At 33.8% G+C, this 14287-nt stretch carries 15 protein-coding genes and 1 pseudogene; 12 read left to right on the forward strand and 4 right to left on the reverse strand.

The window, feature by feature from the left end; genetic code table 11:
• Positions 1-7 precede the first annotated feature (7 nt).
• Together PGH12_RS01400 and PGH12_RS01405 are read left to right on the forward strand one after the other, a co-directional pair.
• A complete protein-coding gene (locus PGH12_RS01400; RefSeq protein ID WP_267597751.1) occupies positions 8-607 on the forward strand; it encodes a hypothetical protein in 600 nt (199 codons plus the stop codon).
• A 100-nt stretch (positions 608-707) separates the two neighbouring features.
• On the forward strand, positions 708-1367 hold the full coding sequence (locus PGH12_RS01405; RefSeq protein WP_267597750.1) for a hypothetical protein: 660 nt from the start codon (positions 708-710) through the stop codon (positions 1365-1367).
• Between the two features lie 318 nt (positions 1368-1685).
• On the opposite strand, the gene PGH12_RS01410 is transcribed toward PGH12_RS01405, so the two are convergent.
• From PGH12_RS01410 to PGH12_RS01420, 3 genes are all read right to left on the reverse strand, one after another.
• Entirely contained in the window at positions 1686-1970 is a 285-nt protein-coding gene (locus PGH12_RS01410) for a DUF6520 family protein (protein ID WP_267597749.1), read from the reverse strand.
• 22 nt (positions 1971-1992) lie between these two features.
• A complete protein-coding gene (locus PGH12_RS01415; protein WP_267597748.1) occupies positions 1993-3504 on the reverse strand; it encodes a MauE/DoxX family redox-associated membrane protein in 1512 nt (503 codons plus the stop codon).
• A 213-nt stretch (positions 3505-3717) separates the two neighbouring features.
• Positions 3718-3975, reverse strand: coding sequence for a hypothetical protein (locus PGH12_RS01420; protein WP_267597747.1), 258 nt, complete (start codon positions 3973-3975; stop codon positions 3718-3720).
• A 278-nt stretch (positions 3976-4253) separates the two neighbouring features.
• On the opposite strand from PGH12_RS01420, the gene PGH12_RS01425 reads away from it, so the two are divergent.
• The 10 genes and pseudogenes from PGH12_RS01425 to PGH12_RS19085 all read left to right on the forward strand — a co-directional run.
• Entirely contained in the window at positions 4254-5957 is a 1704-nt protein-coding gene (locus PGH12_RS01425; protein ID WP_267597746.1) for a helix-turn-helix domain-containing protein, read from the forward strand.
• Between the two features lie 46 nt (positions 5958-6003).
• Complete coding sequence (locus PGH12_RS01430) at positions 6004-6849, forward strand: RteC domain-containing protein (protein ID WP_267597745.1); 846 nt, start codon at positions 6004-6006, stop codon at positions 6847-6849.
• 282 nt (positions 6850-7131) lie between these two features.
• The gene (locus PGH12_RS01435) at positions 7132-7395 is read left to right on the forward strand and encodes a helix-turn-helix domain-containing protein (protein ID WP_267597744.1); all 264 of its coding nucleotides are present in this window, start codon (positions 7132-7134) and stop codon (positions 7393-7395) included.
• Positions 7396-7405: 10 nt separating this feature from the next.
• On the forward strand, positions 7406-7960 hold the full coding sequence (locus tag PGH12_RS01440) for a hypothetical protein (RefSeq protein ID WP_267597743.1): 555 nt from the start codon (positions 7406-7408) through the stop codon (positions 7958-7960).
• Complete coding sequence (locus PGH12_RS01445; protein ID WP_267597742.1) at positions 7957-8217, forward strand: DUF3853 family protein; 261 nt, start codon at positions 7957-7959, stop codon at positions 8215-8217. The genes PGH12_RS01440 and PGH12_RS01445 overlap by 4 nt, the downstream gene beginning before the upstream one ends.
• Complete coding sequence (locus PGH12_RS01450; RefSeq protein WP_267597741.1) at positions 8214-8882, forward strand: hypothetical protein; 669 nt, start codon at positions 8214-8216, stop codon at positions 8880-8882. Before PGH12_RS01445 ends, PGH12_RS01450 begins: the two co-directional genes overlap by 4 nt.
• A 38-nt stretch (positions 8883-8920) precedes the next feature.
• Complete coding sequence (locus PGH12_RS01455) at positions 8921-10042, forward strand: hypothetical protein (RefSeq protein ID WP_267597740.1); 1122 nt, start codon at positions 8921-8923, stop codon at positions 10040-10042.
• A 418-nt stretch (positions 10043-10460) separates the two neighbouring features.
• A complete protein-coding gene (locus tag PGH12_RS01460) occupies positions 10461-11303 on the forward strand; it encodes a DUF8464 domain-containing protein (RefSeq protein ID WP_267597739.1) in 843 nt (280 codons plus the stop codon).
• A 267-nt stretch (positions 11304-11570) separates the two neighbouring features.
• Complete coding sequence (locus PGH12_RS01465; RefSeq protein WP_442867866.1) at positions 11571-12170, forward strand: recombinase family protein; 600 nt, start codon at positions 11571-11573, stop codon at positions 12168-12170.
• A gap of 115 nt (positions 12171-12285) precedes the next feature.
• A pseudogene (locus PGH12_RS19085) lies at positions 12286-12426 on the forward strand (DUF6646 family protein); the annotation flags it as partial.
• 67 nt (positions 12427-12493) lie between these two features.
• Here PGH12_RS19085 and PGH12_RS01470 read toward each other — a convergent pair.
• Positions 12494-14119, reverse strand: coding sequence for a helix-turn-helix domain-containing protein (locus PGH12_RS01470; protein ID WP_267597738.1), 1626 nt, complete (start codon positions 14117-14119; stop codon positions 12494-12496).
• Positions 14120-14287: the final 168 nt, after the last annotated feature.

The raw sequence follows: 14287 nt of genomic DNA on the forward strand, positions 1-14287 counted from the left end.
TATTAGCATGCGACAATTTATTTCTGTACTTGTGTTATTCATTTCATGTAATTTGTTTTCTCAAAAAGCTAAGCTTATTTTGGGAGGTGGATTGTCAAAAATTAATAATTCAACTTTTCCTATCCTGAATAAAAACGTTTTTGTTTTTTCAGGTGGAGTAGGTCTTGATTGGCTGGAAAATGATAGATACTACATTTCTAGTGAATTAGGATATATGCAAATAGGAGGTAAAGAAACGAATCCAAGTCTTCCAAACCCGTTTAAAGAGATGGAAAAAAAATGGGGCTTTGCCTCTCTAACTTCAACATTTCGATATAAACTTCCAATAAGCAGTACCTTCTTCTTTATTGGTGCTGGTCCGAAGATTAATATTTCACTAGACTCATCATCTGCATTTGAAAATACCATCTACGATGGAGGATTAAAAATGAAAACAGTGAATTTTGGTTTAAATACAGAATTAGGTTATATGCATGATTGGGATAACTTCAGAGCGGGAATTATAGGATCATATTTAGTTGGGATCTCGCCAATTGCGGATACCGAATTTACTAAATTGAAAGGTAATCCTCTTTATATCTCTCTATCTTTTGGAGTGAATCTCTAATACCATAATTGTAAGAATTCAATAAGAGGTTTGAATATTGAACCTCTTATTGAATTCATATTTAAATAAATCCGATAAACTACTTTTTTAATATAAACTGATGCAAAAATATTTTTTTGTTCTTATATCTCTTGCCTTAATTTCTTGTTCAACTGAAGATCGTTTAGATGATTTCAGCAGTGCTGAAACTATTTACGTAAAGGATTCTTTTTCTGATACCACAATTAGTAAAGATCTTCAAGCTAAGAGATCTCCTCTTTCGGAAAAAATTTACAGGTCAAAGGAGGAGATGATTAATGATTACACCCAGACTTTTAAAAGGGCACCCACTCTTCATGGTCCCTTTACATATTCAATTCGTAAGCCTGCCTATTCGACAAGACCGGGAGGTAATCAGCCGTTTACAGAAACAATTTTTTATAATACACAATATTCATATCCTTCAATAGGTACTTACGTTGCAGAAATATATAATTACAAAATTCAAATTCTATTGCCGAATGATGCTGTGACAGGATATGTCGAATCACTAGATGTATACGGTTATTCAAACTATACAACTCAAGCAGTGGGAATGAATCAGTATACTTCCGTAGGTACACCTGCAAGTGGTGGATTTGGAGGAACAACCACTGGTCTATATCTAAACGCAAACACATATGGTGTTATACTGAAATATAACTCTGTAGGTCAGTTAATAAACTATCCAATTGGAATTACTGATACCAAAACTTTTACCTATTTTTATGTGACACCATAATTTTAAAAGAGATGATAAAGCACCTTTTCCAGTGATTTCTTTCTAAATTTTTAATCTAAGCATTGAACTATGCTTAGATTTTTTATACAATACCGAATTAAAGTCATCATATCTTTGAGTGTAAATTTATTTTAAAACCTTTTTAGATTAGAAGCAGGTGGATACACGTCATCCTTTGTAAAAAAAATAAAATCTTAGATAAAATCATTTTTATTCCTTCACAATTTTTGTGATTGGGGAAAATGATCATTGATCAAAAAATGAAAGGCGCTTCAAAGCGCCTTTCTGTTTTAGTCTTCAAAAATAATATTCTGAAAATTATTGAATTCTGTACATTACTTGTTCGCAAGGAATTCCATCCCCGTCAAATAACTGATGGGTAGTACTTCCTTCAACAACTGTACAAATATTCCCGGTATTTTCTGTAGTACAAAGTTCTTCACTTTGGATACATTTTACCCCTTGTGCATCAGGATTCCAACGGTATCCTAATTTCTCTGCGGCATCTTTTGTGCTGCTTTTTGTTACGCTTGTAGCGTACGCACTTCCTGCTCCCACGAAAAGGATTGCTAACGGCAATGCGATTTGTCTTACTTTTTTCATGATAATTGAAATTTAGTTGTGCCTACTCTTTGTTCAGGTTTTCGGCTACCCCCGAAATGAAATGTTGCGTGATGTTTTGCGCAAAACGATATTTAATAATTTCATTTTCAACGATGAGATAAAGGTTTTTGTCATCTACAATAAATTGCATACGTTGCTGCTTTTCCTTCTTTGGCAAATAAAAGCTGCCAATGTATTTCTGCTGCACGATGGAATACATATCAACGGTGACCATTTTTTTCCACAATTCCTTATGTTCATATTTTCCAATTCTGTCTGATTGAATAAATAAAATCCCGTGATGGACTGCCGATCTTTTGTTGACGGTAACAGTCTTGCCACCAAGTTTTCTTGTCTGGTTTTTTGAATAAACAATATCTAACTGGGGAACTGTTACCGTGTCAATGGTTCTGTAGGTATCTTTGAGATTTAAATTGAGATCTGTCGTAATGTATTTATTCTTGTAGAGATAGACGTACACAAGTTTCTGTAAACTGCTGTCGTAATGAAGATGTCCATCAGGGTCAAAATACCCGTCTTTAACTTTTTCAAGGAGTTTTGGGTTCCATAAAACGTGCTTTTCTCTTCCAGGATGGTAGATTCCGAGGCTTTGAATTCCCTGCTTTCTATGGTATGCAGTCACAACAAAAGAAGAATCTGCAAGATGGGAGATCTTTTGAAAAGTAAACTGAGGCTGGTCAAGAACTTTCAATTGATCGGAATGGACAGATCCTTTGTAAATGATTGGCACGGTACCGTCGCTGAGAAATATTTGATTATTCTTCACCTCGATCATCGGTGCGAAAAAGGTGTCGTCATATTTTGATGGTTTTAAAAACTGCTCCCTAAGTGTTTTGAAATCCACTAATTTGCTCAACGTGAAGGGTGCTGTTATGCTCCCCAGATAGATCGTGTCACTGCTTATGCCTGCAAAATAATATGAATTAATTCCTAAATCAAATCTTTTCTCTTCTATGACCGCATGTGGTAAAAAACGCCGTACAAATCCATTATCTTTCCTCATTATCACTTCAGACCTCTTATGGATAAAAAACATCAGCAAAACGCAGAAACATAGCATTGTTAAAAGCAGAATGATCTTAAAGAAATAGTTTCGTGCTTGATCATTATTATGAAGCAGAATTGATATCGCTGCCAGCACGAAACACGATATATTAAACCACAGGTGGGTGTGCCAATCCATTTTTTCCAGAATTCCTCCACATGAGCACGGCACGAATTCACTATAGTTTAAAATCAAATAAATATAAACGCTGAACAATACCATCAACATGAAAGATCCATATAATCCATAAATTCTGGTCTTATTCGTTAAGAGAAGAAGGCAGACCAATATTTCTGTGATTAGGATTCCATACGAACCAAACGCGGTAAACGAGCTGATCAAAGGAGATTGCCCGATCTGAGCCTGGAAATTTTCAAAATCCATTATTTTACTTACGGTTGCATAGCAAAACAACAGGATGAAAAAATAGCTTATGATGTCTACAAATCTAACTTTTATGGTTTTCATGTATTGTTATTTATCCTTTTTGAGTTAATATCCATGTTACTTTCTTCGCACAGTACAAAGGCATCAGTTCGCCTGCCCTAACATAGCATACTGTTGATATAGTTCCCTGTACTTCCCATTCGCCGCTTACAGTACATTTTTTACCTGACTGTAATATGATTGTTTCTCCGCTGGGTTTCTGCCGTTGCTGATCATTTTTTTTTATTGATGTTGTTACCAGATTGTATCTTCGGCAATTCTCCAGTGAGATTTGTCTCTTTTGGGTTCATCGTCGTCATCTCCCGTATCAATGCCGGAAATGTTTGGATCCTGCAATGACTCTTTACTATTTGTTTTCAACAGCGATTCCTTTTCGATGAACTTTACTGAATGATCTTCCGGTTTTTCTGGAATCATTTCTCCTGCTGAACCTTCGCACGACTGTATGGGTACGATTGCTGCTAAACCTAAAATTTTGATATACTTTTTCATAATGTTTTAGTGGTTGTTAAAAAGTTATCCGGCCGGTTTAATTAGAATTCTGGTTTCGAAATTAGGACGACTGATACTTGAAAAAAAGACAATGATGTGCGTGTGGATGGGAAATGACGTAACAATGGATCCGCTATTACCGGTGAATTATTAGGTATTATATTGATTTGTAACGGTTTGAAAGATGTCTCCGGAAAGTCAGGTTACAGCTCTCAAAAGATTCCAAATTATGAGGACATTTTTTTTAAATTTGAGAACACCAGAATCGCATGCAAAACTTGAATAAAATTCTGTTCTTTTTTTCATTACTGTTGCTGACAGGGATACAAGCTCAGAAACAGGCTTACTCTTATGCCCAGATATCCCATCTCTTATCTTCGTATTCAGAAAATGATGAGCGGGCAATGGTTTTCGTTAATCTGTATATAAGAAAGGCCAAAAAAGAACAAAAAGCATCGAAATTGATTGCAGGCTATGATGAAGCGGTTTATTATAGCTCTTCAGTTCATCAAAAGTTAAGGTATGCAGATAGCGCAGTGACAGTTTCTTTAAAGAGTAAAAAGGCCGATCTTATATCCTGGGCATATCTTAAAAAAGGAATTATTTACTACTATAATAAGAGGGATTACAGGTTGGCTCTTCAGCAATATCTTATAGCATTATCAACCGCAAAAGAAACGAAAGACCTGTATATGAGAAATAAAATAGTGTATCATTTGGGGATGGTACGATCATATTTAGGATATTACGAAGAGGCGTCTCGTCACTTTATGGAAACAGCAATATACTTCGAGCGAAATATTTCTGATAAAGACCATCCCAATATCAGACTCAATAACGAATCGGGATATTATAACAGCATTTACCGTCTCAGCAGTTGCTATAAAAATCTAAAACAATACCGTAAAGAAGACTCCCTGATTGCAATAGGCATTAAACGGCTCAAATCCGCAGATCATCATCCTCTTGAATTTGCCTATTTTCAGAAAGGCAAAGGGATTCAGCAGATCAGAAAGGGAGATTATAAAACAGGCTTAAAGCATCTAAAGCTTGCAGAAAATATTTTGATGAAAGAAGGAGATTTCGCTTCATTGGCTACCGTTGACTTCTACATTGGGAAAGTTTACTGGAATTCCGGAGATCGACAGACTTCCCTGGTTTATTTAAATCGGGTTGATTCAATCATTACCGAATTTAAATTTGTTACTCCCGAAATAACAGCGAACTATCAGTACCTGATTGACGATGCCAAAGAGAAAAACAATGAACGTCAGCAATTGTATTACACCAATCAGCTGATCAGAGTCGATTCTATTGTGAAAGCGGATTTTGCATTTTTGTCGGCAGGAATTTACAAAGAATATGATATTAACTCGCTGACAGAAGACCGTGACCGCCTTCTGAAAAAAAACAAGTATGGTCTTGTACTTATTTTTGTCATCATTGCAGGCAGCTTGATCCTTCTTTTTTATTTGATCAATCGCCATCGAAAGAGAGAGCACAGGCTTACTTTAAAATATCATCAATTACTGGAGAAGCTAAATAATCATACAATATCCTCACCGAGAGAATCAGAAATAGTGGTGCATCAAGCTAAGGACCTATATAGTGTTGAAGTGATAGAAAATATCAAAAAAAATCTGAAAGTTTTTGTTGAAAAGGAAAAGTTTAGAGATATAGATCTCACCTTGGAGCAGATGGCAAAATTGATTGGATGCAAAAGAAACGCATTATCTTATTTTTTAAACAACCATCTCCACACAACTTACCACACCTATATCAAGAATCTTCGTATCGAATATATTACAAGAAAGCTTATGGAAGATAAAATCTATTTAAAATACAGTATGGAGACTTTAGCCAAAGAAGGCGGAATGAAAAACAGGCAGGTTTTTTCAAACCATTTTTTGGAGATTCACGGAATAAGGCCTGCAGACTTTGTTCGGAAAAGAGCGGAAGAATTGAATCAGGAGAATGTTTAGCTAGATTTTAAATCCGATTTTTACGTTACCAAAAATATTTATACGTATGAACGGACAAAATTTCCGAAAAAAAAATGAGCAGATCTGGAAGGATCTAACAACGACTGTAGATCAGATTAACAGAAGTGATGATGATATTGTGACCAGGTCTGAAGAAATTCTCATGGAAACAGATGTTGCGATTAGGCAGTTGAAAGATAATTTAAGACAATATCAATTCTCAGACTGGAGCGACGAAATCCACTTTTTTAAAAATACCAAGCCCCAATTTATAGCAGTTTATATTTACTACTCCAAAGTGCTGGCAATAGATGCTTCGAAACCTTACGCTGATCCCGATGCACTGAGAGCTTACTATGAGAATGAAAGGGCAAATCTTTTATATTTCTATAATGAACAAAGAGAGTTTATCAGTTATTACCGCCGCAAATCTACCTATCTTGATAAAAAATATTTTGTCCGGTTTAAATTTGATTTTAAATTAAAGCTCAGTCCCGAACTGTATAGTTATGATGAAGAATTTTCAACATCACATGACCACATTGTAGCTCAGATCTTATCCAATGATCTGTTGGATCATTATTTATCGAATAAAATCGATTCCAAAGAAGTTGAGGAAGGCTCAATCGCCCACATTAAGAATCTAGAATGGACAGCCCCAAAGGTTGCATTAATTGAGCTTTTGTATGCGCTTCATCAAACAAAATGCTTCAACGGGGGGCAATCAGATCTTGCAGAAATCTTCAGATGGGCAGAAAATTCCTTGCACATCAATTTGGGAAATTATCATAAGACTTTAAGTGAGATCAGATTAAGAAAAATGGATAGAACTAAGTTTTTGTCATTGCTCCAGAAAAATTTGGATCAGTATATAGATGACTTGGATATCTGACACAGATAGGGAAGGAGCAGTAATTTTAGTGCTGAAGGAATTTAAGTAATCATATTACATTGTAGAAAGGGTAAGTTGAAAGATTTCAATCATATTATCTGCTTTTAATTCATTCGGATTAAAAGCTGTTTTTTCAAAAAATGGTTCTTTTTAAATAGGTTCTTTTTTAAAAACTGCTTAACCATAGGCATTACAACAGTAACTTTCGGTAGTACCGAAAAACTACCGAAAGATCTATTGTGTGATTTTGAAATTTTGTAAGACAAAACAATTTAAAAAATCATGGCAATTTCCATTATCACCAAAGAAGATCTCCAGCAGTTTAAAGCTGAATTGCTGGAAGATATCACGAACCTTCTACACAACAAAACAACAGAACAAAAATTATGGCTTCGCACCTCTGAGGTCAAAAAGCTCCTTAACATCTCTTCCGGAACATTGCAAAACCTGAGGATTAATGGAACAATATCACACAGTAAAATAGGGGGATCTCTCTATTATAATTATAATGATATTGAGAAACTACTGACTAATTCCAAACATTAAATCAGTAGTTATGAGACAGGATAACAAGATCATTGATTTTTTCGGGAATGTGATAAAAGATCGTCGCATGACTGCAGCGCATATCAGTATATATATTGCGTTATTTCAGATATGGAGAAGAAGTAATTATCAAATTTCAGTTCGGATAAGTAGAAAAGAGGTAATGAAGCTTGGTAAAATAAAATCTTTTGCTACCTATCACAAATGCATAAAAGAACTGGATGATGCAGGATTTATTAACTATTCACCCAATTACAATTCTTTTGTGGGGAGTTGCATTGAGATTATTGATTTTGCAAATGGAGACTGCAGGAAAAATAAGGTTGCGCCTGATTCCAGAAAAGTATCACGCGACGCGGTTTTCTTTTCTGTACCGATGATTCACGAAGTTGAACTGTATTTTAATGAGCGTGATTTAGCGTCTGCGATGGCTCATCAATTTTATTCTCTTTATCAATCTAAAAACTGGAATCTAATGGACAGTAAACCAATGAAGTGCTGGAAATCTGCTGCAAGGTGCTGGATTTTAAAGCACAAAAATAAAAATCAAACTCCACATTCATGAACATACTTGATCCTAATACACCCATCTGGAAACTGACTGTCCGCGAATTCATTGAGATTTCAAAATACATCAGTACTGAAAAGAAGTATGAATACGGTCTCAAAGGTTTGGCGAAAATTTTAGGCTGTTCCGTTTCAAAAGCTTCAGAAGTAAAATCATCAGGATTATTGGACGAGGCAATCATTCAAAACGGAAACATTATCATCATAGACAAAGAAAAGGCATTGTTGCTTTTCGGAAAAAAAAATAAAAAATGACTTATCTACAATTGATACATCAGTTCTGGGATTTTAATCATAAATATCGGATAGGGTCGACAGGTATTTCAATGTATCTCTATCTCCTTAAAATTGGATTTAAAAAAGATCAGCCTGAGTTCCAGCTTTCCGATGGGGCGGTAAGCGAAGCGTTGTCATTAACGAGGAAAACAGTGAAAGCGACAAGAGAGAAACTTTACGAGTTGGGGTTGATCGACTTTAAGTCGCGAAACGGACTTCCATGCAGCTATGTTCTGTTATTGAATTATTCCTTGTCACTCGTTCAGCCTGGAAAAAGAGAAAAAATAAGAGTTGATAAAAAATCAGCACCTCGTAATGCTGAAAACTATGAGCATCTTCCAGCTTTACCAAAATCAGGAAATTTTAGGGCTATCAAAGATATTCCCACATTCGACGAATTTACTGATTTCGCGCGAACATTATCAACGTATCGACCGGAAATAGATTCCTGCCTGGAAAAAAAGTATAAAGCGTGGTTGGAAAATGGATGGCAGAGTAATTCAGACCGGCTTATTACCAACTGGAAGTCTTCCCTGAAAAATATTCTACCGTACATTAACAATGAACCCATCGACCATCAGCTTTCGATGAGAAAATTACCTCATGTTAAACTTCCTAAAGATATAGATAGAAATAAATTATAAAAAGAAGTTATCAAGATCTTAAAATAAATTGAAAAAGAATGTCAGATCATCCTAAAAGAATCATCCGAAAGGAATTTGAAACAAGAAATAGCGATCCGGATAAAATCAGATTGGGAAATCATTTTGTGGATGATTTTATATTCGATAACCACAAAGCAGCAGATATTCCTATTAATGCATTAAGGGTAATTTTTAATATTGTCAGCATTATCAGCAGCGCTCAATTTCGACCTGAAGACAGACCCAAGCAACTATCATTATTCGATGAAGAGTTCGAGACGGAAAATAATGTATTTGCTTCAATAAAAATCAGGAATAGTAAAATTTCTCCGAGTGGCTCTACCAGACAAGTAGTAGAAGCATACGAATTTCTTGCAAAATTTAAAATGAGCTGGCACACATCAGTCAATGCAAAAGGAAAAGATATCAAAACATTTGGCGGAATCATTGCTACACCGAGCCATGATAGAAGAGGATACACAACGTTTTTAATCAGCAGTTACTGGCTTAAAAAGTTAATGGTAATTCCCGAATACAATTACGTTTTGTATAATCTTGTTTACAATGTCAGAAACAACAAACAGATAATCTTCGCCATATGGCTGACAAAAATTCCTGAAAATGGAACGGTAATCAAGCTGTCAACACTAAATGAAAAATTTGGATTAAACTATAAAACTGCAAAAGACATATGTTTTAAATTTCTAAAACCTGCAAAATTAAATTTAGATCGATTTAATACGCATTCTTTCATTTATAAATACAAAAAAGATTCGATAAACATTATACCATATCGGATCAAAATGAAAGCAGATGAAGATCTATCTCGAAATATAGGTCCAGTACAGAATCTAACAAAAGAGTTTCCTGATGAAAAGTATAAGATATCCCGAAGATTAATCTATTTCAGAAAAAGATATGGTTTACAAAAAAGTGAAATAATCCAATTGTCCCATCAATACAGACATATGCCGCAAATTAGAGCGTTAATAGAAAAAGCTTTCGAAGAGTTTATCCGCACAACCCGTTTGCAAGGAATTAAGTCGACACAATTTCGAGGAATGAACTTCTTACTTAAGATTCAAGAGTACATTATTCAGATTTATAGGAAAACGAAAATGGGGGAGTTGCTTCCAAACGGTTACCCAATCATCGTCTGAATTCGGAATTGAACGCACCCAAAACTCGGAATTGAACTCACTAAAGTTAACAAAATGTTAAAAGAAAGGAAACTACTCAATAAAAATTCGGGATTGCACTCACTCAAACATATCAGCCTTTTCCAAAATGTGAATAGCGGTCTGAAATTGTAGAAAATTTAAAAAAACAAAGGGCAATATAAATGTTAATCGGACTAGGACTCACTTCATTTTGTTAGCTTTTTCGGATTTGCACGTGCTTCAACTTCGGATTTGCACTGACTACAATTAGGATTTGAACTCACTAAAAATGCGCTTCAAATGCTTTCCCATAAGCCGGTTCGGCGTATCACTAAAAGTATTATCAAAGAAATTAAAAAGTCTTTTTTTTTATAAAAAGGAAAATGTTAAAAGAAAATTGCTTTAAAAAAGAAAAAAAATGAATTGTGAAGATTTGAAAAGAAAGGTAAGTATAAGAGCGGTTTTAGAATCGTTTAAACTTTTCCCAGTGAAAGAAAATACAAGGACTGCATTCTATTTTGCGCTAGACAGAGAGGAAAAGATCCCCAGTTTCTCTGTCGATTTTTTAAAAAACAAAGCGTATGATTTTGGAACGGGGAAAACTTACGACGTGATTTCAATTGTTCAGCTGATGAACAGATGTTGTATTTCTGATGCATTAAAATATTTGGAGAAATTTAATTTTTCTTCCAAATTGATCGATAAGAGCGAAAAATGCTCACTAAGCAAAACCTATCGTATTCTCAGTGAAGGAGAAATTCAGCATCCCGGATTGATTCAGTATTTAAAATCCCGAAAGGTTTACGAACAAAAAGGTTTGGTTAAAGAAATTTTTTATGACCTGAAAGGAAAGAAATACTTTGGAATTGGATTTTATAATAATTCAGGAGGAATTGAAATTCGAAATAAATATTCCAAAATTTGTTTGGGTACAAAAGATATTACTCTAATCAAAAATAAATTCATAGAAAGCAAGGAGGTTATCATTTTTGAAGGTTTTTTCGATTACCTGACGTACAAAAATTTAGAGAGACAGGATCATTCAAACGTAGATTATTTAATTCTTAATTCAACAGCAATGCTTTTTAAAGCTGACGATGATCTTAAACAATATAGCAGTATCTCGCTTTTTTTAGACAATGATGATAATGGAAATACTACGAAACGGTTAATCAAAGGAAGGTATTCATATGTTGACGATTGTTCATTAGTGTATGGCGGTTTTAAAGATTTAAATGAATGGTTCTGTACTGGTCAATAGATTATGAAATCTAAATCTATACTATTCGATACTTCTATAAATTTTCTAATCAACTGTAAAAATTCGACTGAATATTTATAAAATGTAGTCTCTGCTTTCCCAATATTTAGTAAAACCTAAAATTGTTTAAACGGTAATATTTTGAGATTTTGGAATATGTGGATTTTAAAATCTTAATATTTTAATTAACTCTCTTAAAATCTCGTATCATTAAACAAAATTTCATAAATTTATGGAGTATGAGTTTAATGTAACAAAATTATTAAAATAGGATATGCCCGGGTTTCGACCAAAGATCAAAATTTGGATTTGCAAATTGAAGCTTTAGAAAAAGCAGGTTGTGAGAAAATTTATCAGGAGAAAATATCGGGTGCGACAAAGAATCGCCCCGAACTTGATAAAATGATAGAACAGTTCAGAGAAGGTGATGAATTTTATGTTTGGCGACTTGACCGTTTAGGTAGAAGTTTAAAAAATATTATTGATCTTGTTTTAAGTTTGAGTGATAAGGGAATTATAATAAAAGGTCTTGTAGATGGTGTAGATACATCAACTATTAATGGGCGACTATTTTTGAATCTCATGGCTTCTTTGGCCGAATATGAAAGAGAGTTGATAAGAGAGAGAACTAATGCAGGACTGCAATCTGCAAGGGCTAGAGGTAGGCTTGGTGGTAGACCTAAAGGTTATACAGCTGAAACAATTTCAAAGCTACTTCTTCTACGCTCAATTTATAAAGATCCGACTCTACGGCCGGAAGATATATACAAACCATTTGGATTAACCAGGGCAACATTTTATAGATATGCTAAAATTCTTGACAATCATACGGATGAGGGAATAAAGAATATGCAAGTTAAAAAATAGTTATACTGTTATTAATAGTGTTTTTTTAAAAGAAATGTCCCTTAAAATAGAGGTTTAATAAATTTTGTTTAATTTAATTATCAAGAATTAGATAAAAAATTGAACTCATACGGGAACAAGATATTTCTACAAAAAAGACTTTGGCGTTTTCACAGAAATCCAGCTTCCAATTGCAAAATACAATAACGATTCTGACAACTACAGACTTCTGAACAACCAGTTTGCTTTCATGGCAGGTATTTCTTTTGATTTGTAATCAGAGAAAATTTTAAATAAGAAAAGCGATTTCGTTACATGAAATAGCTTTTTTTTGTGAGTTATCATCAGCTTTCAAAATATTCTTTTGGTGATTTACCATACTTTTCCTTGAATGCTGTTGCGAAAAATTCAGGACTTCCAAACCCTAATTTGGAAGAGATTTCTTTAATCTTTTGATTTTTAAATTGAGAATCAATTTTAAGTTTTTTATCAAGATATTCAAATCTTAAATCGGTAAGATATGTATTGAAAGTTTTACCAAAATATACTTTAATGACTTTGCTCAAATACTTGTCATTGGTGTTAAATTTCTGTGCTAAAGCGGTAAGTTTAAGATCCTGCTCTAAAAATCCAAAAGATGATTCGAAATTTTTCATCGAAGCGAGAATCTGATCGACTGTAAGTTTGTTAATCGGTCGGTATAAACTGTAATCTATTTCGGCATTTTCAAAAACTTCATTTATTTCTTCTTTTGTTTTTGGCTGTCGAGAAACCTTAGTAATAGTGTTTCTAATTTCCAAAATTTCTTGGCTGTTTTTCTTTTTGTTGGCTTTAATTTTTCGATACCCAAAATAAACGACACCAATCGAACTTAAAGAAATAATAGCGATACTCAGCCAATCGCTAAACTTTTGCTCATCTTCAGACAGAGCCTGTTCTTCTGTTTTATGTTTATCGTCAAAGTCTTTTAGCTTTAATTGAACATAGTTTTTAACATCTTTTTCAAACTTGTCAAACTCCAGCAAATCATTTAATGATGCCAATTGCTGTTCTGTAGTTCCGTTTTTCTTGTAATATTCTGTAAAGAAGTCGAATGCGGGACGGAAGGCTAAAGTTGTTTTCTTGGTTTTGAGAAAATTATTTTTTATTTTTTCAAAGATAGGAAAAGCTTGATCTATTTTGCCGGTTTTCCAATAGCATTGGGCTAAAAGAAAAGTTACATTTTCAGATACTTGAATATTTGTTCTACCCATCATATCTGTTGCAAGATTTATTTTTCGTATTGCAGACGTATATTTTTTCATATAGAAATCGTTGTAAGCATCTGCAAAAATTGCTTGATAATTACTTAAACTAATTTCTTTATTTGTCTTATCAAAATTGTAAGACTCCTTGATAAGAAATTCATTTTCTTTATGTTTTTGAAGTTTTGCATTTGTCATTATCAAGGAAGTCAGGTAAAACCGATACCATAATTTATTATTAGGTGGCGTTAAATTTTTCTTGAGATGCTGATACTGTTCGTTTAACAGTTTTTGGGCAGATTCATCCTCATTAATCAAAGACTTCAGTTTTGCTATCGTAAATATAGATTTTACAATTTCCTCCGGCTTTTGTGTTAGATAATATTCGTATGCAATCACTGAAAATTCTGAAGCTTTTTTATAATCACTTATCATTAAACTTCTTGTAGCTATTGTGTAGTAAGAATTTCCAATGGCAACCTGATCTTTCAGTTTTACTGCCAAAGTTAAGATGCTGTCTCCGTACTTTAGACCGATGCTATCATTAGCCATACCCGAAGCACTTTCATAACCATTAAGTAATTCCTGAGTGTCGTCTTCTTTTTTAGCTAAATCAATGTATTTTTTGCAAAGAGCGAAAGCTAGATCTCTGTTTTTAGCAGTTATGATTTCTTTGTGAATTTTTTCAAATTTTGAAGATTCATCGGTTAGGTTTTGTGCTCTCATAAATTCCGAAAAGAAAATAAGAGTTAAAGTGAGAAGTAAAAACTGACAATTTTTGGTCATTGAAAAAGTGAATAATCTGCCAAATAACGGAAATATTTCACAAAAACACAAATGCATGTCAAGCAATTGTTAATCAGAGTATTAATTTTTAAGTTTTTCTATTCAAAA

The sequence above is a fragment of the Chryseobacterium sp. CY350 genome, assembly GCF_027945075.1.
In the GTDB taxonomy this organism is placed as follows: domain Bacteria; phylum Bacteroidota; class Bacteroidia; order Flavobacteriales; family Weeksellaceae; genus Chryseobacterium.